Origin of the sequence: Pseudomonas pisciculturae (assembly GCF_015461805.1) — a bacterium.
Lineage (GTDB): Bacteria > Pseudomonadota > Gammaproteobacteria > Pseudomonadales > Pseudomonadaceae > Aquipseudomonas > Aquipseudomonas pisciculturae.
Genome location: NZ_JACVZE010000001.1, coordinates 996,888 through 1,018,742 on the forward strand (window position 1 = coordinate 996,888; position 21,855 = coordinate 1,018,742).

Sequence of the window (21,855 nt, forward strand, 5' to 3'; positions counted from 1 at the left end):
CATGCACAGTTATGACTATTGGCTGATCATTGCCTTTTTTGCCGTGGTGCTGGTACCTGCACCGTTCCTGGGGCGGTTCTATTACAAGGTCATGGAGGGCCAGCGAACCTGGCTCACACCGGTATTGGGCCCCGTGGAACGTGCGTGTTATCGCCTGTCGGGTGTCGACGAGCATCAGGAGCAGAGCTGGCAGAAATACGCGTTGGCGTTGCTGGCATTCAACCTGGCGGGGTTTGTGCTGTTGTTCACGATCCTGTTGTTCCAGGACTATCTCCCACTCAACCCGCAGAAGTTGCCGGGCCAGGAGTGGACGTTGGCCTTCAACACCGCAGTCAGTTTCATGACCAACACCAACTGGCAGTCCTACAGTGGTGAGGCGTCTCTCAGTTACCTCAGCCAGATGGCTGGTCTGACGGTGCAGAACTTCGTCAGCGCCGCCACTGGCCTTGCCGTGCTGGTCGCTTTATGTCGTGGGATCGGTCGTAAATCCGCCCAGACCCTGGGCAATTTCTGGGTCGATATGACTCGCGCTACTCTCTACGGCTTATTGCCGTTGTGCCTGCTGCTGGCGCTGTTCCTGGTGTGGCAGGGCGTGCCGCAAACCTTCGCCCATTATGTGGATGCCGTGACCCTGCAAGGCGTGGATCAAGTGATCCCCCTGGGCCCGGCGGCCAGTCAGATTGCAATCAAGCAGTTGGGCACCAACGGTGGCGGCTTCTTTGGCGTCAACTCGGCGCATCCGTTTGAAGACCCGACGGCGTGGGCCAATCTGTTCGAAGTGGCGTCGATCATCCTGATCCCTGTAGCGCTGGTGTTCACCTTTGGCCACTACGTCAAAGACCTGCGCCAGAGCCGCGCGATCCTTGGCTGCATGCTCGCGTTGTTCCTGATCGGCGGCGCCACGTCGCTGTGGTCCGAATACCAACCCAACCCAACCTTGAACCACCCAGCCGTGGAGCAAGCCGCACCGCTGGAAGGCAAGGAATCGCGCTTCGGCACCACCGGCACCGTGTTGTGGTCGGTGACCACCACGGCGGCATCCAACGGCTCCGTCAACGGCATGCAAGACAGCCTCAGCCCCCTCAGCGGCATGGTGGCAATGGTCAACATGATGGTTGGCGAAGTGATCTTCGGTGGCGTCGGCGCGGGCATGTACGGCATGTTGCTCAACGTGCTGATCGCGGTGTTCCTCGCCGGGTTGATGATTGGCCGAACCCCGGAATACCTCGGCAAGAAGCTCCAGGCCAAAGAAGTGCAATTGCTGGTAGTGACCTTGCTGGTCATGCCGGTTGGCGTGCTCGTGCTGGGCGCAATCGCTGCCAGCCTGCCAGGCCCGGCGAGTGCCATCAGCAACCCTGGCCCCCACGGTTTCAGCCAGTTGCTTTACGCCTACACCTCGGCCAGCGCCAACAACGGCTCGGCGTTCGGCGGTTTCAGTGCCAACACCGCGTTCCACAACCTGATGCTGGGCTTGGGCATGTTGATCGGCCGCTTCGGCTACATCCTCCCGGTACTGGCCCTGGCCGGCAGCCTGGCGATGAAGAAGGCCGCACCGATTGGCCAGAACAGCTTCCCTACCCATGGCGCGCTGTTCGTGACCCTGTTGACCGTGACCATTTTGCTGGTGGGCGGCCTGACTTTCCTGCCAACGCTGGCGCTGGGCCCGATTGCTGAACATCTGAGTATGGCTGCTCCTAAATAGAGAGCTAAGAGGGATATGAACATGAATATGCCTGCAAAAAATGCCGCTCCCGTAACCACCCAGGAGCCCGCTAAAACCGCTATCTCCGCGCTGTGGCGCCCGGCGCTGGTGCAAGCCTTCGTCAAGCTGGACCCACGCCAGCTGCAACGCTCGCCGGTGATGCTGGTGGTCGAACTGACCGCCATCCTCACCACCGTGTTGTGCTTCGTGCCCGACACGGCCGTGCCGACCTTTGTCGCCGTGCAGATCGCCGTGTGGCTGTGGTTCACCGTGCTGTTCGCCAACTTCGCCGAAGCCTTGGCCGAAGGGCGTGGCAAGGCCCGCGCCGACAGCCTCAAGGCCGGCAGTGAAGGCCTGAGTGCGCGGCGTAAAGAGGCTGATGGCAGCTTCAAAGTGGTGCCGGCCACCAGCCTGCGCAAGGGGGACGTGGTGCGCGTCGCCGCCGGGGAAATGATCCCCGGTGACGGCGAGGTTATCGAAGGTATCGCGGCGGTCAACGAAGCGGCGATCACGGGCGAGTCTGCGCCGGTTATCCGCGAATCCGGCGGCGACCGTTCTGCCGTTACCGGCAATACACGGCTGGTGTCGGACTGGCTGCTGGTCCGCATCACCGCCAACCCCGGTGAGTCGACCCTCGATCGTATGATTGCCCTGGTGGAAGGCGCCAAGCGCCAGAAAACCCCCAACGAAGTCGCGCTGGATATCCTGCTGATCGGCCTGACCCTGATCTTCCTGCTGGTGGTGGTGACGCTGCAGCCGTTCGCCCATTTCGCCAATGGCAGCTTGCCGCTGGTGTTCTTGGTCGCACTGCTGGTGACGCTGATTCCTACAACCATTGGCGGCTTGTTGTCGGCCATCGGCATCGCAGGCATGGACCGCTTGGTGCGCCTCAACGTGATCGCCAAGTCCGGCCGTGCCGTGGAGGCGGCAGGGGACGTGCACGTGTTGCTGCTGGACAAGACCGGCACCATCACCTTTGGTAACCGTCGTTGCTCGGCAGTGGTGGCGGCGCCTGGCGTCAGCGGCAAGGAAGTCGCCGAAGGTGCGCTGTTTGCCTCCTTGGCGGACGACACGGCAGAAGGCAAATCCATCGTCGAGTACCTGCGCGCCCTGCACCCACAAGCCGAGCCATCCCCGGACGAGCTCACCGCAGTGCCGTTCAGCGCTGAAACCCGTTTGTCTGGCGTCGATTACCAAGGCCGCGTGTTCCGCAAAGGCGCGGTGGATTCGTTACTCACCTTCATCGGCCAACAGCGCCGCGACCTGCTACCGGCACTGTCGCGGGAAATCGACAAGATCGCCCAAAGTGGTGGCACGCCGTTGCTGGTGTGCGCCGATGGCAAATTGCTCGGCGCGATCCACCTCAAGGACGTGGTCAAGCCTGGCATTCGTGAACGATTCGCCGAGCTGCGCAAACTGGGCATCCGCACCGTGATGGTCACTGGCGACAACCCGCTGACCGCCGCTGCGATTGCCGCCGAAGCCGGTGTGGATGACGTGCTGGCCGAAGCCACGCCAGAGAAAAAACTCGCGCGCATTCGCCACGAACAGAACGACGGTCGCCTCGTCGCCATGTGCGGCGACGGCGCCAACGACGCCCCGGCCTTGGCCCAGGCTGACGTGGGCATGGCGATGAACGACGGCACCCAGGCCGCCCGCGAAGCGGCCAACATGGTCGACCTCGACAGTGACCCCACCAAGCTGCTGGACGTGGTGCAGATCGGCAAGGAGCTGTTGGTGACCCGTGGCGCGCTCACGACCTTTTCCATCGCCAACGACGTGGCCAAGTACTTCGCGATCCTGCCGGCGCTGTTCGCCTCGATCTACCCGCAACTGGGCGTGCTCAACGTGATGCACCTGCAAAGCCCGCAGAGCGCGATCCTCTCAGCCATCGTGTTTAACGCCTTGATCATCGTGGTGCTGATTCCCCTGGCACTGCGCGGTGTGCGGGTGCAGGCGGCGAGTGCGGCGGCATTGCTGCGGCGCAACCTGTTGATCTACGGCCTGGGTGGCCTGCTGGTGCCTTTTGTGGGCATCAAGGCAATCGACATGCTGCTCACCGCGCTGCACCTGGTGTAATTGACACACGTTTTTTGTGGCGAGGGAGCTTGCTCCCGTTCGGCTGCGTAGCAGTCGTAGAGCTTGGGACCGCTGCGCGGTCCAACGGGAGCAAGCTCCCTCGCCACAAGGTTTCTCGACTGACTAGAGGAAATGAACATGACAACTATCGTCCGCCCGGCCCTGAGCCTGTTGGTCCTCATGACCCTGATCACCGGCGTCGCTTACCCCCTGGTGGTGACTGGCGTCGCCCAAGTTGCCTTCCCCGACCAGGCCAACGGCAGCCTGGTGCGCGACGCCAGTGGCAAGGTGCGCGGCTCCAGCTTGATCGCCCAGGATTTTACCGGTGATGGCTGGTTCCACCCGCGCCCATCAGCCGGCGCTTTTGCGACGGTTTCCAGTAGCGCCAGCAACCTTGGCCCGAGTAACCCGGCATTGGCGACGCGCATTTTTGACGATGCCAGTAAACAGCTGGTTCCAGGCCAGGGGCCGGTACCTTTGGCGTTGTTGACTACCTCCGGTAGCGGTCTTGATCCACACTTGCCACCGCAGGCGATTGCCTATCAACTGGCGCGAGTGGCGGCGGCGCGGAATGTGCCGGTGTCGACCTTGCAGCGGTTGCTGGATGAGCACATCGAAAGCCCGTTGGTGGGGCCGCCGGTGGTGAATGTGCTGGCGCTGAACATGGCCCTGGAAAAACTGTAACCCTCTGTGGGAGGGGGCTTGCCCCCGATTGGGGTGGGTCAGCCAGCATATTTGTTACTGATACACCGCTATCGGGGGCAAGCCCCCTCCCACATTAGATCTCCAGTGCATTTGAAATTTTGAAGGAACCCCCCAGCATGAGCGACTCCGGCCGCGCCGATGCCCTGCTAGCCGATCTGCCCCGCAACGGCCGTGGCCGGCTTAAAGTTTTTCTCGGCGCTGCGCCCGGGGTGGGCAAGACCTACGCCATGCTCCAGGCCGCTCACACCCAGCTGCGCCAGGGCGTCAAATTGGTCGCCGGAGTGGTCGAAACCCACGGGCGCGCCGAGACCGAAGCCTTGCTCAGCGGCCTGCCACAACAGCCGTTGCTGCGCAGCGAATACCGTGGCGTGATGCTCGAAGAGATGGACCTCGACGGCCTGCTCGCCGCCAAGCCCAAGCTGGTGCTCGTGGACGAGTTGGCCCACAGCAACGCCCCCGGCAGCCGTCATGAAAAGCGTTGGCAAGATATCCAAGAATTGCTCGCCGCTGGCATCAACGTGTTCACCACGGTCAACGTCCAGCACCTGGAAAGCCTCAACGACCAAGTGCGCGGCATCACCGGTGTGCAGGTGCGTGAGACCTTGCCCGACTGGGTGCTGCAAGAGGCCGACGAACTGCTGCTGATCGATCTGCCATCGCGAGAACTGTTGGAGCGTCTGCGCGACGGCAAAGTCTATGTGCCGGAACAGGCCCGCGCGGCCATCGATGCATTCTTCACCCAAACCAACCTGATGGCCCTGCGCGAACTGGCGATGCAAACCGCCGCCGCCCACGTCGATGATGATTTGGCCCAAGGCTATCGCCAACTCGGCCAGGCGGCTCCGGCCGTTCGCGGCCGCTTGCTGGTGGGCGTGGACGGCGATGCCCAGGCCGAACGCCTGGTGCGTCATGCGAGCCGCGTGGCCCAACGGCGACATTTGCCGTGGAGCCTGGTGCATATCGACAACGGTGGTGCGCGGGATGAGCAGTCGCGGCTGCGCCTGCAAAATGCCCAGCAACTGGCCGAGCGCCTGGGTGGGGAAGTGGTGTTGCTGCGCGCAGGGGAGGTGGCCAAAACGCTCATCCAGCACGCCGCTGAGCGCCGTGCCAGCCTACTGTTGGTGGGGCAGTCGCGGATGCGCTGGCGGCGTCGACTGTTTGGTGGCGGGTTGGCGGCGCGGTTGTTGCGCAATGCCCGGGGCCTGGAAATCAACGTCCTCGACAGCGACGACATCCCCGCACCGCCGCGCTTGCCGGATGTGCGCGGGCTGGTGTGGTTCGACTACGGCCTGGCGGTGGTGGCGACGGTCGTGGCGGCGGCGGTGGCGTGGGCGGTATCCAGCGTATTGCCGCTGCCGAATATCTCTCTGGTCTTCCTCGCTGCCGTGTTGCTGGTGGCCGTGCGCAGCAGCTTGGGGCCGTCCCTGGTGTGCGCAGCGTTGTCGTTCATGACCTACGACTTCCTGTTTATCCCGCCGAATTTCTCTTTCGCCATCCAGCGCGAAGAGGACGTGCTGACGCTGTTGTTTTTCCTGTTGATGGCGGCGCTCACCGGTAACCTGGCTGCCCGTCAGCGTCGACAGTTGCAGGCACTGCGCGATACCCAGGAAGAAACCAGCGAACTGCTCGACCTGTCGCGCAAACTCACCGCCGCCACCGACCGCCAAGCGGTGATCAGCGCGGCGGCCCATCATCTGGAAGGCTGGAGCGACCTGGAACTGTGCCTGGTCAATCGCGATGGCCAAGGCGCTTGGACAGTCGAAACCGGCGCGCCGCTGACCCTCACCGAAGCCGAACGCGCCGCCGCCGACTGGGCCTGGCAGCACGATCAACCGGCGGGCAAGGGCACCGGCACGCTGCCCTTTGGGCGTTGGTGGTGGTGGCCGTTATCGGGTGAAGAGGGGCCGCTGGGTTTGCTCGGTGTCAGCCCCAAGCCCGGGCTGGAATTAAGCGGGCAACGGCGCCGTTTGTTGACCGCCTTGAGCCAGCCCCTGGCCCAGGCACTGGCGCGGGCGCAACTGGCGCAGGAGTTGGAATCTGCCCGGCTGCACGGCGAAACCGAGCAACTGCGCAGTGCCTTGCTGGCATCGGTATCCCACGATTTGCGCACGCCGCTGACCGCCATGCGCGGCAGCATCGACAGCCTGCTGGCCCTCGGTGAAGCCATCCCCTTGGAAGACCGTCGCGAATTGCTCGAAGGCACCCGCGATGAAGCCGAGCGGCTCGACCGTTACATCCAGAACCTGTTGGACATGACCCGCCTCGGTCATGGCGCCTTGAAACTCGCACGGGATTGGGTGTCGCCCGGCGATATCGTCGGCAGCGCCCTCGGCCGTCTGCGCGCAGTGCTGGCGCCCTTGCAGGTGCGCGCCGAGGTGCCTGCGCAGTTGCCCTTGTTGTATGTGCACGCGGCGTTGATCGAGCAAGCGCTGGTCAATGTGCTGGAAAACGCCGCGCGATTTTCACCCGCCCACGGGCGTTTGCAGGTGAGTGCTGGCGTGGCGGATAACCAGCTGTTTTTCGCTGTGGCCGATGAAGGGCCGGGCATTCCCGAGGACGAGCGCGCAAAGATCTTCGACATGTTCTACACCGCCGCACGCGGCGACCGGGGCGGGCAGGGCACCGGCCTCGGCCTGGCGATCTGCCAGGGCATGGTCGGCGCTCACGGCGGGCATATCAGCGTGGCCGATGGCATTGAAGGGCGCGGCACCTGCATCACCTTGTTCCTGCCCTTGCCGACTCAGCCTGGCCTGGAGCGCGAGGCATGAGCTACCCTGTTTTCTTCAACGATTTTGATTGGACACCATGAGCCAGACCGCGACGATTTTGGTCATTGATGACGAACCGCAGATCCGTAAATTCCTGCGCATCAGCCTGGCCTCCCAAGGCTATAAGGTGATCGAGGCCGGCACCGGCAACGAGGGCCTGGCCCAGGCCGCGTTGAGCAAGCCGGACCTGTTGGTGCTCGACCTCGGCCTGCCGGACATGGACGGCCAGCAGGTGCTGCGCGAGTTTCGCGAGTGGTCGAGCGTGCCAGTGTTGGTGCTGTCGGTACGGGCCAGCGAAGGGCAGAAAGTCGAAGCCCTGGATGGCGGCGCCAATGACTACGTGACCAAGCCGTTTGGCATCCAGGAATTTCTCGCCCGCGTGCGCGCTTTACTGCGTCAGGCGCCGGCAGGCGAAGCCCAAGAGGCGGCCTTGCTCTTCGGCCCTCTGACGGTCGACCTGGCCTACCGCCGTGTGCTGCTGGACGGCGCCGAAGTGGCGCTCACGCGTAAGGAATACGCAGTGCTGGCGCAACTGGCCCGGCACCCGGGGCGGGTGATTACCCAGCAGCAACTGCTCAAGGATATCTGGGGGCCGACCCATACCGAGGACAGTCACTACCTGCGGATTGTGGTGGGGCATTTGCGCCAGAAACTGGCGGATGATCCTACTCAGCCGAGGTTTATCGTGACGGAGGCAGGGGTGGGGTATCGGTTGTTGAGTGCCTAGATTTGTGGTGCCTGGTCGGGCCTCATCGGGGGCAAGTCGAATCGTCGCACCGCCCCTCCCACATTAACTGCGTACTACCTGAAGAAATGCGGTCAAGTGTGGGAGGGGGCTTGCCCCCGATGGGGCCATCAGCAACACCAAAAATCTCAGTGCTGCTCACTCTCATACCGATCCAATGTATCACTGGCAATCTCGCGCCCCAACGCGATCAACTCCGGCGCCTTGTAAAACTCGAAAAACCGGCACACCCGCTTCGGCACGTTGATCAATACATCCGGCGGGTACCCGGCGATTTTGTACTGCGCCAGTGAGGTCTGCATCACCTCGAAGCTCTGGTTGATCAAATCCAGCAGCGACGCCGGCCCGACGTTATCGATGATGAACGAACCGGTTGCCGATTTTGGCGCGCCTTGTTTTTCCGGTGCGGCGGCCGGCTGTTGGCATTCGGGTTCGGCAGAGTCCAGCCATGGGTTGATCTCTGCCGCCTCAGCCAGCAAGGCTTCTTGCTCCAGTTTCATCAACTGCTCGGCTTGCTTGCGCCGAAACGGCAGGTGCGAACCCAGTGATTTCGCCAAATTGTTGAAGCGACTCTTGAACGCCGGCGGGCGCTGGATCACCGGCAAGTGATAGTGCTTCTGGTTGGTGGCGTTGAGGTTGACCGCGATGATCAAATCGCAGTGGCTCGACACCACTGGCACGATGGGCAGCGGGTTGAGCAGGCCGCCGTCCACCAGCATACGGTTGCCCTGCATCACTGGGGTGAACAGGCTGGGGATCGCCGCCGAGGCGCGCATGGCCTGGTGCAGGCAGCCTTCCTGGAACCAGATTTCCTGTTGATTGGTGAGGTCGGTGGCGACGGCGGTGTACGGGATGCGCAGTTCCTCGATGTTGAGTTCGCCGACGATCTTGCGGATCTGCCCGAAGACCTTCTCGCCGCGAATCGCCCCCAAGCGGAAACTCACGTCCACCAGACGCAATACGTCGAGGTAGTCGAGGCTTTCGATCCAGTTTCGATACTCATCCAGTTTGCCGGCGGCGTAAATCCCGCCCACCACGGCCCCCATGGAACAACCGGCGACACAGGCGATGTCGTAGCCGCGGCGCTCGATCTCTTCGATCACCCCGATATGGGCGTAACCTCGGGCGCCACCGGAGCCGAGTACCAAGGCAACACGTTTTTTCATGGTCCATGTCCTTCCCAAGGCAGGCGCCCACAATGCACCTATTGAGGGGCCCGCTTCAATCGCTGGTGGTGTCTATACTATTTTTCCAGAGTAGCCGTGGTACTCGGGTATGCTCTGGCAATAGGTACGATCGATTTCAGGCTAAGGACAAGGCACTTTTCCATGTAGGCAACGTCTACAACGTACGACTGTTTTTTCTTTATTTTGAGGTGTCATCGATGAAAGCCTGGATGTGTGTGCCTGTGATCGTGTTGGCCCTGGCTGGTTGTGCCGGGAAAACCGCGTACCGCGACAGCTGCGGCACCCAATTGGACGCCGCGTGGCATGAGCTGGACCTGGCCAAGGCCGAAGGTTTCGCCGGCACGGTGAGCTACTCCAAGGCCCTGTCCCTGTTGACTGGCGCCAAGACTCAACAGCAATTTGAAGCGTTTGAAGGCTGTGCCAATAAGGCCGAGAAAGCGCGGTTCTACATTCGTGAGTCCCGCGCCGGGCGTTGACCTGTAGCGGCGGGTAGGATTTTTCATCAGCAGGTGGGGGCAGGATGTCAGCGTTGGTCGATCAGTTAGTCGCTCAGGTCATCGGCCTGGAAGTAGGGTTACTGAGCTGCCAGGCTCGCCTCGCCGCCATCACCGATGATGAGGCCCTGCACGACCTGCGCACGACGGTGCGCCGCCTGCGCAGCTTGTTGCGCCCTCTGCGGGGTTTGCCGGGGGTCGAGCAGCTTGAGCTGGCCGCCAGCACGGTTGGCCAATTGACTACGCCGCTACGCGACCGCGAGGTGCTGGCGGCGTATTTGCATCAGCATGGCTACCATGACGCAGCGAACCGTCGCCTGCGCCTGCAACCCGACGCCTATCGCCATGTGGCGCAGAGCCCTGAGCTGGCGCATCTGCTGCTTATTCTCGACGCTTTCCCGCGTTTTGTCCGCGCCTCCCAACATCAGAAGTTGCTCAAGGGCCTGCGCCCGCGCATCGAGAAGCGTCTTGCGAAGCAATGGCAAAAACTCGATGAAGCGCTTAAAGACCCCGGTCATGATCGCCACCGCCTGCGGTTATTGATCAAGCGCGTGCGTTATGCCGCCGAAGCCTATCCCGAACTGGACAAGCTTCCCGCCAACGCCATGTCTCACCTCAAAAAAGCCCAAGGCGCCCTGGGTGACTGGCACGACTGCTGGCAGTGGCTGGCCCAGGCCGAACATCAGCCGGATCTGCAGCCCTGCGTGGCCATATGGCAGCGCACCATGGCCAAGGCCGAAGGGCGGTCCGATCGTGTGCTGGATAAACTCAGCGCTACTTGTTTCTAGATCTGTCCGGTTTTTGGCCGGAATAAGCGCTGTGCCTGGCGGGTGCGATGGTTAAGATCCTCCCTCTGTTCTGATTGATGTGAGGTCGCCATGCGCTTTAGTGATTTGCTCGACGCCGCCCGTAGCAACCCGCTGGATGTCACCATTCCCGCCGGATGGGCCCAGGGCCGTGCCTCGTTCGGTGGCCTGGTGGCCGCATTGCAATACGAAGCCTTGCGCGCCGAGGTCCCGGCTGATCGCAGCCTGCGCTCGCTGGCGATCACTTTTGTCGGCCCGGTTGCGCCGGATGTACCGGCCAGTTATCAAGTTGAAGTACTGCGCGAAGGCAAGGCAGTCAGCCAATTGCTCGGCCGAGTCGTGCAGAACGGCGAAGTCGCGACCCTGGTACAAGCCAGTTTTGGTGCGCCTCGCGAATCCGAGATCGACGTCGCCGCAGAACCTGCGCCAGTGTTCAAGCATTGGGATGAATGCCAGGAGCTGCCCTACATCAAAGGCGTCACCCCGGAATTCATGCGACACCTGGCGATGCGCTGGAGCGTTGGCGGCTTGCCATTTACCGGCAATAAATCCCGCGACATGGGCGGCTGGGTACGCCTGCGGGGGGATGTGAAAGAAGAACCGCTGACCGAGGCGCATATCCTCGCGTTGGTCGATGCCTGGCCGCCTTCGGTGCTACCGCATCTGAAGAAACCAGCACCCGGCAGTACGCTGACCTGGACCATCGAATTTATCCAGCCCTTGCACGACCTCACCACGCTCGACTGGTGCCAATACCAAGTCAGCATCGAACATGCTCGTGATGGCTATGGTCATGCTGCTGCTGCACTCTGGAGCCCGACTGGTGAGTTGATCGCGATCAGCCGCCAGACTGTGGTGGTGTTTGGCTGAATCTCAAAAGTGTTGGCCGTGCAGAGTTTCCAGCTTGCGGCCGTGGCGTTGCAGCACCACGCCGGCCAGTACACCGACAACGCCTACGGCAATGCTGCCTGCACTCAGGCTGAACACACCGGAGGCGATCAATAGAACGCCAATGATCAACAGCGGCGCAGCGATCAGCTGCAGCCCGAGGTTGGTCGGGTGCTTGTGGCTTTGCGGCTGGATGCGCCATTGCCAGGCTGGGAAGTTGGGGTGACGTTTGCCCATGATGGTGAATCCTCTGTCCGTTGAAATGACTTGGGCTGAGTTTAGGTGGGGGCAGGTGGGGTGGCGAATCAAAGCTCGCTATTGGCCTCATAGAGCGTATGCGTACCCGAGCTAATAAGGGCTAGAAAAAATAATCATCTGGGCTGTTCATATAGGCATTCGGGTCGCAAAGTGAAATGTATTCAGCCTTGAATTCGATTAGAGCGTTTTTATTAGCCGCTTGAAAATGAAACTGACCGTTTATCTTTGTGATACTCACGGTGAAAACTTCACGTAAGGGAATATTTTCTATTTTTAGATCTCGAATGCCGTGGCAATCAATTCCCATTCTGCAGGTGTTGTAGCCCTTGTCTTCCCATTTTTTTGGTAATGCATCCGGGAATTCAGGAATGTCGAATCCTATTCCTAAGGACGGCCGGTCGTTTTCTATCTGCAAGGAAAATAGAGCGATTTTCCCAATTTCTACAGGCTGACTAAATAACTTTTCAAAGAAGATATTTTGGCCTACTTCTTTCCAGTATTTCATCTGTTGCCTCTGAAGTGGTGACGTTTTCTGGTTCCGGAAATGCCGTCGTACAGATTACGTATTCAAAGTGAAGGCAGTATTTTTTTGTGTTTGTCGCCTTTTGGTTTTTTGCAGGGAGACTAGCTGTGTATGTATTCGTACACCATGGATCGAGAGACCTCTTTGATTTGTAAAGCATCAATAGCGTTTACTAATATTGATGAGTGCATCGAATGACAAATGAGTTGAGCTACGCCGTGCGTTTCGGCGTCGTAAAATCTAAATGTTATGCTTTCACTGCCAGCTAGTATTATTTTGAAGTCTTCCGTGGTGGTAATATCGGTTATATGGCTTAATCGCTGCCATAGTTGGTCTTCTAAGTTTTCTTGTTTTAGCATTAAAGTTAGTGATCTGCGATAGCTCTTAAGTTTGGCAGGGTCTATTTTTTTGGGGTCTTTATTTAGGTGTTCTATTCCTGAATACACTAAGTTTTCTTCATTTTTCTTGAATACGTCTTTTGGGGCTGAGTTGCTCCTAAAATGCTTTAGTGTTAGATATTCTTGCGTCTTGGTCCGTTGAGGAAAACTCGTGGTATACCACGTTAATATCACCGGCCATTCACTTGTCAGCAGCGAGGCGAATAAGCGCCAGGTCGTCCAGACGCTTTGGAAATCTTGGTTGAGAAGCGAGATCGTCAAGTAATCTCCGTCATTAGTTGGATATAATTGGTCCCAAGGGTGTATGCCAGTTTGATATATGAAAACAGTGTCCATTGTTTATTTCCTGTAGTTTGTGTGGGTGTCGTCACCAATGGCTAAGGGGACTTTTAAGCGGTTGATTTTAACTTCGGTATTAAAGTGAGGCCCATGATTGCCTTTCTCATGCCCTAAAGAGTGTTCTCGGATCTCGATAACTTTATGATTTAATTCGAACGTATAGACCCTTCCTGGAGTGTATCGACCTTGGTCGGTGATGGCTTCTCGAGAAATAGCTTTGGGGTGCTGTGTCGTAGGAATTCCGCCAATTGCTTTTGCTCTTCTGAACGCTCCGTTCCTTGATAGCTTAGTATCCGAGCCTTTGGGCGGCTCAACGTCTCCCTCATTTACTTTAGCGCTTTCCTCCGGGTCTTCAGCGCGATGTTTCGGTTTACATCCATTGGAACCCGGACACTTGTTCAACCCAAGCGGGTCCACCCACGCAGTAGGGTTCGGCGCGTATTTATACGCGTTGACCCCACCCGCCAACTTCACCGGGTCAGGCGTCAGGTAGCGACCGATATCCGGATTGTAGTAGCGATGGCGGTTGTAGTGCAGCCCGTTTTCTTGGTCGAAGTACTGGCCCTGAAATCGTATTGGGTTGTCGACTTTTCCGATATCGAGCCGGCTGATTTCTCCGTAGGCACGGTAATGCGCGGACCAGACAATTTCGCCTTCGGGCGTGGTGAGCTCCTGGGGTGTGCCGAGGTGGTCGAGTTGGTAGTGGTAGGGCTTGGTTGCTTTGGGGCCGAAACCATCCAACATGACCAGTGGGCGGAAGCTGTCGGGTTCGTAGATGAAACTGCGGTGTTTATCTTTGTGGTGTTCGGCGATCAGCTTGTCGCCTTGCCAGAAAAACTCCGTGGTGATGCCGTCGACGGTTTTGCTGATGCGCCTGCCGAAAGGGTCGTAGCGGTAGCTGGCGGCTTGGCCGTTGGGTTTGGTGACGCTTATTAACCGATGTTGGCAGTCGTAGCGGTATTCGGTGACGTGCTGCGGGCCCTTGCCGCGTCGTTCACGGATCAGATTGCCGAAGGCGTCGTAGTCGTAGTGGTTGTCGCCCTGCATCAACAGACGATTGCCAGCCACGATGTCGGGGCCGGGGCGGTCTTGCATGAGCAGGTTGCTAGCCGGGTCGTAGCCGAAGCGTTCTTGCAGGTCTTGGGAATGGTCGGCGCGGGTTAGGCGGTTGAGTGGGTCGTACTGGTAGCGGTGTTCGCCCTTGCGGGTGTCGAGCAGGCGGGTGAGGTTGCTGGATTTGTCGTAGTCGTATTGGCGTTGGTAGAGGTAGTGATTTTGTTGGGTGACGGCGTGGGCGTGGAGGCGCTGTTGGTCGTCGTAGTGGTAGTGGCTGAGGAGTTGGCCTTGTTGACGTTGGTGTTCCTGGCCGGACTTGAATAGATGTGAGGTAAGCGTTGAACCGTTGAGTTCGACGGTCGCTAGGTGACCGCCTTTGGCATGATTAAAAACCACACGGTTGTTATCCGGCAGGCGCAATTTCTGAAGCTGGCCGCAGGCGTCGTAGCCATAGCGCAAGGTGCCCCAGCCTTGGTGTTCGGCGGTGAGGCGGTTTTGTTGGTCGTATTCGTAGGCTAGAAACCAGTGACTGTCATCGACGCTAAGGAGATTGCCTTGGCGGTCGTAGGAGTAGTCGACAGGCTTCCCATCTGGAAGGGTTTTTCGTACGAGACGCCCGGCGTGATCCCGCTCGTAGCGGGTGACGAGCTGACTACTGTCATCGCCATGCTCGATCTTTTCTTGCAGATTGCCGTTGAGGTCGTAGACGTAGGCGGTGCGCTGGCCATCGAATCCGGTTTCCTGTTGGATCAGGCCGTTGGCGTGATACTGCAACCGGTAGGTTTCGCCGACTTCGTTTTCGATTTCAGTCAGCAACAACCGAACATTGTCGTATCGGTATTTAACCTGGGTGCCATCGGCATTGATGCGACGGCTGATCAGGTGCAAACCATCCGCGTACTCGTAGCGCGTAACACGCCCGAGCTCATCACGCTCGGCGGTGATTTTTCCGTAGGGGTTGTAGCTGTATTCCCTGCAAGCACCGCCCGGCAGGACTACCCGAACCAAGCGCCCCACGCTGTCCCACTGATACTGGGTCAGCGCACCGTGCTCATCCTCACGCGCAATTTGCCGCCCAATATCGTCATAGCGATACCGCTTGATCCCACCATTGGGCAGCTGTTCTTCAGTGAGCTGTCCGCGCGCATTCCAGACCAGCCGCTGGCTACTGTTATCCGGGTACCAAACCCCAATCAGCTGCCCGTTTTTGTTGTAGGTGTAATCGGTGAAATGCCCCTCAGGATCAATCTTGCGCGTGACGTCGCCCTGATCATTACGCTCATACTTCCAAACCGCGTCACCCCGCCGTACAACCCGTACGAAGCCGTTGTCATGCTCGTAGGATGTGGGCTCGTCATCCCCGGGAAACAGCGCCACCAACCGGCCAGCGTCGTCGTACTGATACGCCGTCACCGCCCCCAGCGGGTCTTGCTCGACGGTCAGCCGACCTTTGTTATCGTAGGACTTGAAGTGCTCAGCACCGTCCGGATCAACCCGCTGCACCAGCCTTGCTCGCTGGTCATGCACGTAGACTTCCTGACTGCCATCGGCGTTAAACACCGTGACGCGGCCGTTGTTATCCCACACATACCGCGTGTCCATCTGCGAAAAACTGGCCCAATGCCGGACACATCGCGCCGCCTTGCCAGACCGTTCCCACGCCCAAAAGAAACTCGCCCCACCGGCCAAACCCCGTTCAAGAATGACGTGCTGGTCGTCGTAGCGATAAACCTCGCTTTCGCCTACGGCATTGGTCGCCGAAACCAACCTGCCAAGTGCGTCATAGGTGTAGGAAACAACGTTGTGCTCAGTCACCCAGACGTAGGGCTCACGACCCTTTGCCCGCTGAATCTGGTAATCCACCGCAACAATGCGACTAGACTCATAACGCAAAAACAGCGAATGCCCTACAGCGTTACCAACCCGCTCAACACGCCCCAAAACATCCCGGGAAATACGCAGCCGGTTGCCATACGCATCACTGATCGCCGTCAGCGAACCGTTAACGAAGTGGTAAAAACGTGAGGCTTGAGCCAGCACCAACTCATCCGGCTTCTCGCCCAGATGAATCGCCGCTTCAGCCAAGCTATTGGTAATCGCAGGCCGAGAAGAAGAGGGCAAGGGCAGGGCAATCGACCGATTTTCATGATCGGTCCACACCACCGAGTCACCCACAACAGAAAGCCGATGCGCCAGCGAGTGACTCCAGCCAAACCCCAACCCGCAATCCACTTCCACGGCGCTGGTGCGGTACAACCGGGTCCACTCAAACGGCAAAATCCCGTCCAGCGAACCATCGGTCAGGGTCAGCAATTCCTCCCCGGTAACCATCGACACCGGGCAGCCATCAGTGGCTGTTCTATCCGAACTTGAAGCCGCATCCCCATTCGGGTTCTTGCCCGAAGCCGGCACATCATCCACCGGCTCTTGGCGAACCAACGCCGTCCGCTGCCTACCCTTGCCCCGAACCATCGCCACCGGGTTCGAAACCAACTCATCCCCAGCTTTCAACGGCACCGCTGGAATCACCTTGGTCGGCGTCGCCGGCCCGCCAAGCAACAAGGGCTTAGCCGCCTCCACATGCGGTTCCAGGCGCGGCCCAACCAGTTGATCCGCCAGCTTCTCCAGCCACTTGCGCACTCGACCGGATTTGATATGGCCCAACACCTGAGCACCCAGGCGAATCTGCACGCCCATGCCCCGCGTCGCCCAGATCAGCAGCAGGTTGATCAGCACTTCCCCTGTGATCTCGCCGACCACTTCGTACATCTGCGGTGGCGGCAGCATGCGCAACCAGGCGACCATGGCCGACAGGTAGATGAACAGCAGCGGCTCATCACTGAGCACCAACAAGCCATTGGCGATCGCGTCCTTGCTCAGCTTCAGCAGCGCATCGAGTTCGGCCTGAGAGATGTATTGCAGCAACTTCTCGCTGTTGGCCTTGAGATCCGCCAATAGGTCATAGAGCTGCGTGACGTTGTCCCAAAGGTTGTAGAGCGCCTTGGCGATCCCACTTGAAAACGCCACGCCTTGCATCGCGCTGCGCTCCAAAGGCGTGGCGTGGGCAAAGTCTTTCCACAGCGGTTTAAACGTACTGGCCCATTCATCGCGAAGATCCGCGCCCAGCCCCTCGATCACCGACTGATAAGACGCGTACAGCGCCTTGACGTGATCCTTGGAAACGTTGGGGTAGAAGGTGATTTGGTAACGCTGGTCGCGGGTGCAGTCGTTGACTTCAAGAATGCCGCTGGGGCCGATCACGTGATGGATCTGCGCGCCAATCGGGCTGCCGTCTGGTGCAATGCCTTGCAGCATCACGGGGGTGTTGCCGATGGGCACGAACTGCGTGCTCTCGAACATATGGACCAGGGTCAATGAACCTTGGGTCTTGCACTGGGCGACTGTACGTTGGGACTTTTGAGAGGAGGCTGGGGCGACCAGTACGACCTCATCGCCAACCTTGAATACCTGTTCTACCTCAAGCGCAGAGAAGCTCCAGAAGCTTTCGGCCCACTCGTCAAAGTCGTTCAGGCAGGCGCGGAAATCACGCAAGACGTTTTCAACGTCCGGCGTCTTGGCATCCATAGGGGCCAGGACCAGCCTGGCGATAACCGGGATCAAGACATGGCCCAGGAGAACTGGGCGTCGGAAGAGAGGTGCATCGGCGGTCCCTCGCGCTGGTTGGTCAGGCGAGAGACTTTGGAGAGGTTGGTAGGGAAAAGAAGTCGGCGTTATTCGCCAGGAATATTAGGAAGTTTCACCTAAACCGGGGATAAACCGCGCTTTGGATGTAGGGGGAGGATTACGTGGTGAAGAGTCCTACAGCTTCAGCTGCCCAATCGCTTTGCTTAACTCCCCAGCCAAGGTTGCTAGTTGGTTGCTGGTGGTCGCCGAATCCACCGTTTGTTGCACGGTATTTTCGGTCACATCGCGAATGCTCACTACCGCCCGGTTCATCTCTTCGGCAACATGACTTTGCTGTTCAGCGGCGACGGCGATCTGGGTGTTGCTTTCGCGCATCTGTGCCACGGCGCCAGTGATTTGCGCGAGGGCGATGCCGGCTTCCTGGGCTTGTTGCACACAGTCGTCGGCTTTGAACGAGCTTTCCTGCATGAAGTCCACGGCGTCGCGGGTGCCGGCTTGCAATGCCGAAACCATGCGGGTGATTTCGTCAGTGGAGCTTTGCACGCGCTTGGCGAGGTTGCGCACTTCGTCAGCGACCACGGCAAACCCACGGCCCATTTCGCCGGCGCGGGCGGCTTCGATGGCGGCGTTGAGGGCGAGCAGGTTGGTCTGTTCGGCGATGCTGTGGATCACACTCACCACACCGTTGATTTTCTGGCTGTCTTCGGCGAGTTTCTGGATCATTTCGGCAGTCTGTTGCACGCCGGTCGACAGCCCTGCAATGGAGCGTTGCACACGGATGACTACTTCCTGACCACTGCCGGCAAGGGTGTCGGCGGTCTGGGACAGGTCGCGCGTGGCGCCGGCATGTTGGGCGATGTGGTAGACGGTGGCAGTCATTTCGTTGATGGCGGTGGCGGCCTGGTCAGTTTCGCTTTGTTGGCCGAGCATGCCGTGCTGCACGTCGTTCATGCTGTTGGCCAGGCGTGCGGCGCCATCGTCCAGCTGCTGGGCGGTGCGTGCCACGGTGCTGACCACGCGCTGGTAGCCGGCCTGCATGGCGTTGAAGGCACTGGCCATCTGGCCGACTTCATCTTTACACGCCAGGGGCACGCGGGCCGAGAGGTCGCCGGTTTTCTCCACGTGCAACATCACGTCCTTAAGGGTGTTGAGCTGGCTGAGCAGGAAGCGGATCAGTAACTGTGAAGCGCCTAGCATCGCCAACATCAGGATGGCCACGGCCACGGCGTAATTGGCAAAACGTTCACCGAATACCTGGCTCAGGCTGGGTGCAAAAGCCAGCACCGCAACCTGTTGGCCGTCGGCGCGGGCGATCACTTCAGCGCCCATCAATGGGTTCTCGCCAAACAACGGCATGTGATTGAGTTCGACCCAACCGTTGGCATTGCTCAGGGCTGACAGATCCTGATCGTTCAGTTGTGGGGTTTGGCTGCGAGCGAAGGTGAGCCAATGCGCGTCTTGGGGCAATGCCTTGTCGGCCGGCCAGGCGCTGAGCAGGCGGCCCTGGGCTTGCGCTGAGGCTTGGGACGCATCGCTGCGCGCCTGTTGTTCGAGCTGCACGGCGTACAGCACCAGCAACAAGGTGGTGATAAAGGCGACCGCGTTGACGGCCCAAAATTTGTATTTAAGCGAGATATTGCTAAGCCAGGCACCCATGGAAGGTTTTCTCTGATAGCGGAAACAGCATTGGCAAGGTGCCATTATTGTGCCGCTACTGAGGAAGCCGGTTTTGACATGGGTCAATGCGCCGCATCAATCCACGGCAGGCAACCCGAAAAACGAACGTGCGCTGGCGGTAGTGTGCTGCGCCAGGTCTTCCATGCTTTCGTTGCGATGCAAAGCGACTTCACGCAGGACTTCGGGCAGATACGCCGGTTCGTTACGGCCATTTTTTGGCTTGGGACGCAGGGTGCGCGGCAACAGGTAGGGCGCATCACTCTCCAGCATCAGACGGCCTCGGGGGATCTCCCTGACAAGCGGATGCAGGTGCATCCCACGGCGCTCGTCGCAGATCCAGCCGGTGATGCCAATGTGCAAGTCGAGGTCGAGGTAGCTGAACAGCGCCTGTTGCTCGCCGGTGAAGCAATGCACCACGGCGGCAGTGAGGTGGTCGCGGTAGTCCTTGAGGATCTCCAGTAGGCGCCCGTTGGCATCTCGCTCGTGCAGGAACACCGGCAGTTTCAGCTCGACGGCCAGGGCCAGGTGTTCTTCGAGGACTTTTTCCTGTTGCGGGCGCGGTGAGAAATCCCGATTGAAATCCAGCCCGCATTCGCCCACTGCACGCACGCGGCTTTCGCTGAGCAGGCTGCGCAAGCGCTGGGCGCTGTCGCCGTTCCAGTCGCTGGCAGAGTGGGGGTGGATGCCGGCCGTGCTGGACAGGCGCTGGCCGCTTTCATCGAAGTTTACGCAAAGTTCCAGGGCCTGTTCGCTGCCCTCGACGCTGGTGCCGGTGAGCACCAATTGTTGCACGCCGGCAGCATAGGCTCGGTCGAGAACGGCTTGGTGTTTCTCGGCGAAACTGGGGTTGGTCAGGTTGACGCCGATATCAATGAGTTGCATGGTGCTACCTCCGCCTGCGGCCGGAAAGCATATCAGAGCTGTAGATTTATAAGAAAATCGAAGAACTACAACGAGTTATCGCTGTCTTTGAACGTCGCAAGTTCATTGTGGTTGGCTGAACGCCTTGCCCTGTGCCACGGTTGCGCGCAAAGCCTGCGCATTAAGCGCTCTGTTTCTGACCCCCATCGTCTCGTTTTTCGCGAGGACGTTGGCCAGTATTCTTTTCCGGAGAGCGGATGATCCGACCCTCGGCGTTGCTTGTGTTGTGCCTGACGTTACTGCTGCCCATCGCGGCGGTCGCGCGTCTGGACGGGCCGCTGGAAGTGACCAAGCCCGGCAAGGTCCGCGACTTGGCGGAAATCCGCTCCAGCCGTACCCTGCGGGTTTTGGTCAACCAGAGCCGTAACAGTTCCGGCGAGGTGCAAGGCCAGGCTATCGGTGTCGAGTACCATCGCCTGCGCGCCTTTGAGCAATACCTCAATGGCCATGCCCGCGATGGCCAGGCGATCAGCCTCAAAATCATTCCCAAGGCCAAGGATCAACTGCTCGGCGCCCTGGCCCGTGGCGAAGGCGATCTGGTGGCCCCCGGTGAATTACTGGACGTGAAGGCTGCGCACAAAATCAGCGCGAGTGACCCGATTGCCAGCGATATACCGTTGTGGCTGGTGGGCGTGAAAGGCGAGCGTCGCTTTACCAAGTTGGAGCAACTCTCTGGCCGCACCCTGGCGCTGACCACTGGCAGCGCGGCGGCGGACGCCATCAGCCAGGTCAACCAGAAGCTGGCGCTGCACAAGCAGCCGCCGGTGAAAGTGGAGTGGGTTGACCCGACCCTGGCCGTCGAAGACGTGCTGGAGATGGTCCAAGCCGGTATCTTTCACCTGACCATTGTCGAGAAGCCAATTGCCGAGCGCTGGTCGAAGATCCTGCCCAAGTTGCGTTTCGACAAGCAGGTGGTGATCAACGAACCGGGCGACGAGTATTGGTTTGTGCGCCAGGACGCCTCGATGCTGCGGGCGAGCATTGATCGATTTCTCAAGACTTATCGAACCCCATCCGACCAGGATGTGGCATTCCAGCGTATCTACCGACGCCTCTATCAAGTGCGTAACCCGCTCGCCCGCGTCGATCGCCAACGTCTGGAAAAACTACGGCCTGTGCTGCAAAAGCACGCGCGCGAGCAGGGTATGGACTGGCTGAACCTGGCCGCACTGGCCTTCAAGGAGTCCGCGCTGGACCCCAGCGCCCGCAACAGCGGTGGCCCCACGGGGCTCATGCAGATAACGCCGTCGGCGGCGCAGCGGGTGGGTGTCAACAACATCGAAAGTCTCGATAGCAATGTGCAGGCGGGTGCGCGTTACCTGGCGATGATCCGTCGCAAGTTCTTTGCCAGCCCCAAGCTCAACGAGCGTGAACGCATGGCCTTTGTGCTGGCCGCTTACAACATGGGGCCGGAGCGCGTGCAGGGCATGCGCACCGAGGCCAAACGCCGGGGGCTCAACCCCAACCAGTGGTTCTTCCAGGTGGAGCGCATTGCCATGGAGCAGGTGGGGATGGGCGGCGTCAGCTATGTTAATAGTGTCAACAAGTACTACTTGGCGTTTGATCGGGAGCGGGAGTCCCTGGAGCCGCCAGCGCCGAAAATTGCCTTACGCCAATAATCGATTTTATCGATGTTAATTAGGCATTTTTTCGGCTTTTATCAT

15 protein-coding genes and 1 pseudogene are annotated in these 21,855 nt (G+C 59.6%); 9 read left to right on the forward strand and 7 right to left on the reverse strand.

From position 1 onward, the window contains the following. Position 1: 1 nt before the first annotated feature. The 5 genes from kdpA (at position 2) to ICY20_RS04535 (ending at position 7,981) form a co-directional block, all read left to right on the forward strand. The gene (gene kdpA / locus ICY20_RS04515; protein ID WP_194937012.1) at positions 2-1,702 is read left to right on the forward strand and encodes a potassium-transporting ATPase subunit KdpA; all 1,701 of its coding nucleotides are present in this window, start codon (positions 2-4) and stop codon (positions 1,700-1,702) included. Between the two features lie 21 nt (positions 1,703-1,723). Continuing rightward, the gene (kdpB, locus tag ICY20_RS04520; RefSeq protein ID WP_407692610.1) at positions 1,724-3,781 is read left to right on the forward strand and encodes a potassium-transporting ATPase subunit KdpB; all 2,058 of its coding nucleotides are present in this window, start codon (positions 1,724-1,726) and stop codon (positions 3,779-3,781) included. Positions 3,782-3,919: 138 nt separating this feature from the next. Further along, the gene (gene kdpC, locus ICY20_RS04525) at positions 3,920-4,465 is read left to right on the forward strand and encodes a potassium-transporting ATPase subunit KdpC (protein WP_159963033.1); all 546 of its coding nucleotides are present in this window, start codon (positions 3,920-3,922) and stop codon (positions 4,463-4,465) included. 137 nt (positions 4,466-4,602) lie between these two features. After that, on the forward strand, positions 4,603-7,254 hold the full coding sequence (locus tag ICY20_RS04530; RefSeq protein WP_159963032.1) for a sensor histidine kinase: 2,652 nt from the start codon (positions 4,603-4,605) through the stop codon (positions 7,252-7,254). 37 nt (positions 7,255-7,291) lie between these two features. Beyond that, positions 7,292-7,981: a response regulator gene (locus ICY20_RS04535; RefSeq protein WP_159963031.1), complete on the forward strand. Its 690-nt coding sequence runs from the start codon at positions 7,292-7,294 to the stop codon at positions 7,979-7,981. A gap of 146 nt (positions 7,982-8,127) precedes the next feature. On the opposite strand, the gene ICY20_RS04540 is transcribed toward ICY20_RS04535, so the two are convergent. Then, positions 8,128-9,165, reverse strand: coding sequence for a patatin-like phospholipase family protein (locus ICY20_RS04540; RefSeq protein WP_159963030.1), 1,038 nt, complete (start codon positions 9,163-9,165; stop codon positions 8,128-8,130). A gap of 218 nt (positions 9,166-9,383) precedes the next feature. On the opposite strand from ICY20_RS04540, the gene ICY20_RS04545 reads away from it, so the two are divergent. The 3 genes from ICY20_RS04545 (at position 9,384) to ICY20_RS04555 (ending at position 11,356) form a co-directional block, all read left to right on the forward strand. Then, a complete protein-coding gene (locus ICY20_RS04545; RefSeq protein WP_017734442.1) occupies positions 9,384-9,662 on the forward strand; it encodes a hypothetical protein in 279 nt (92 codons plus the stop codon). Between the two features lie 44 nt (positions 9,663-9,706). Next, complete coding sequence (locus ICY20_RS04550; RefSeq protein WP_194937013.1) at positions 9,707-10,468, forward strand: CHAD domain-containing protein; 762 nt, start codon at positions 9,707-9,709, stop codon at positions 10,466-10,468. A 90-nt stretch (positions 10,469-10,558) separates the two neighbouring features. Further along, a complete protein-coding gene (locus tag ICY20_RS04555) occupies positions 10,559-11,356 on the forward strand; it encodes an acyl-CoA thioesterase (protein ID WP_194937014.1) in 798 nt (265 codons plus the stop codon). A 6-nt stretch (positions 11,357-11,362) separates the two neighbouring features. Here the strand turns inward: ICY20_RS04555 and ICY20_RS04560 are convergent. From ICY20_RS04560 to ICY20_RS04585, 6 genes and pseudogenes are all read right to left on the reverse strand, one after another. Continuing rightward, positions 11,363-11,611, reverse strand: a pseudogene (locus ICY20_RS04560) (terminase); the annotation flags it as partial. A 121-nt stretch (positions 11,612-11,732) separates the two neighbouring features. After that, positions 11,733-12,137, reverse strand: a complete 405-nt coding sequence (locus ICY20_RS04565) for an Imm50 family immunity protein (protein WP_194937015.1) — start codon at positions 12,135-12,137, stop codon at positions 11,733-11,735. A 119-nt stretch (positions 12,138-12,256) separates the two neighbouring features. Continuing rightward, on the reverse strand, positions 12,257-12,889 hold the full coding sequence (locus tag ICY20_RS04570) for a hypothetical protein (RefSeq protein ID WP_159963025.1): 633 nt from the start codon (positions 12,887-12,889) through the stop codon (positions 12,257-12,259). Between the two features lie 3 nt (positions 12,890-12,892). Further along, positions 12,893-17,569, reverse strand: coding sequence for an RHS repeat-associated core domain-containing protein (locus tag ICY20_RS04575; protein ID WP_194937016.1), 4,677 nt, complete (start codon positions 17,567-17,569; stop codon positions 12,893-12,895). 198 nt (positions 17,570-17,767) lie between these two features. Then, positions 17,768-19,249 carry a methyl-accepting chemotaxis protein gene (locus ICY20_RS04580; protein WP_159958103.1) on the reverse strand — a complete coding sequence of 494 codons (1,482 nt, stop codon included), beginning with the start codon at positions 19,247-19,249 and terminating at the stop codon, positions 17,768-17,770. A gap of 96 nt (positions 19,250-19,345) precedes the next feature. Then, the gene (locus ICY20_RS04585; RefSeq protein ID WP_194937017.1) at positions 19,346-20,152 is read right to left on the reverse strand and encodes a TatD family hydrolase; all 807 of its coding nucleotides are present in this window, start codon (positions 20,150-20,152) and stop codon (positions 19,346-19,348) included. Positions 20,153-20,388: 236 nt separating this feature from the next. Here ICY20_RS04585 and ICY20_RS04590 point away from each other — a divergent pair, with 236 nt between their 5' ends. Further along, positions 20,389-21,810, forward strand: a complete 1,422-nt coding sequence (locus ICY20_RS04590) for an MltF family protein (protein WP_159958107.1) — start codon at positions 20,389-20,391, stop codon at positions 21,808-21,810. The last annotated feature ends 45 nt before the right edge of the window (positions 21,811-21,855 follow it).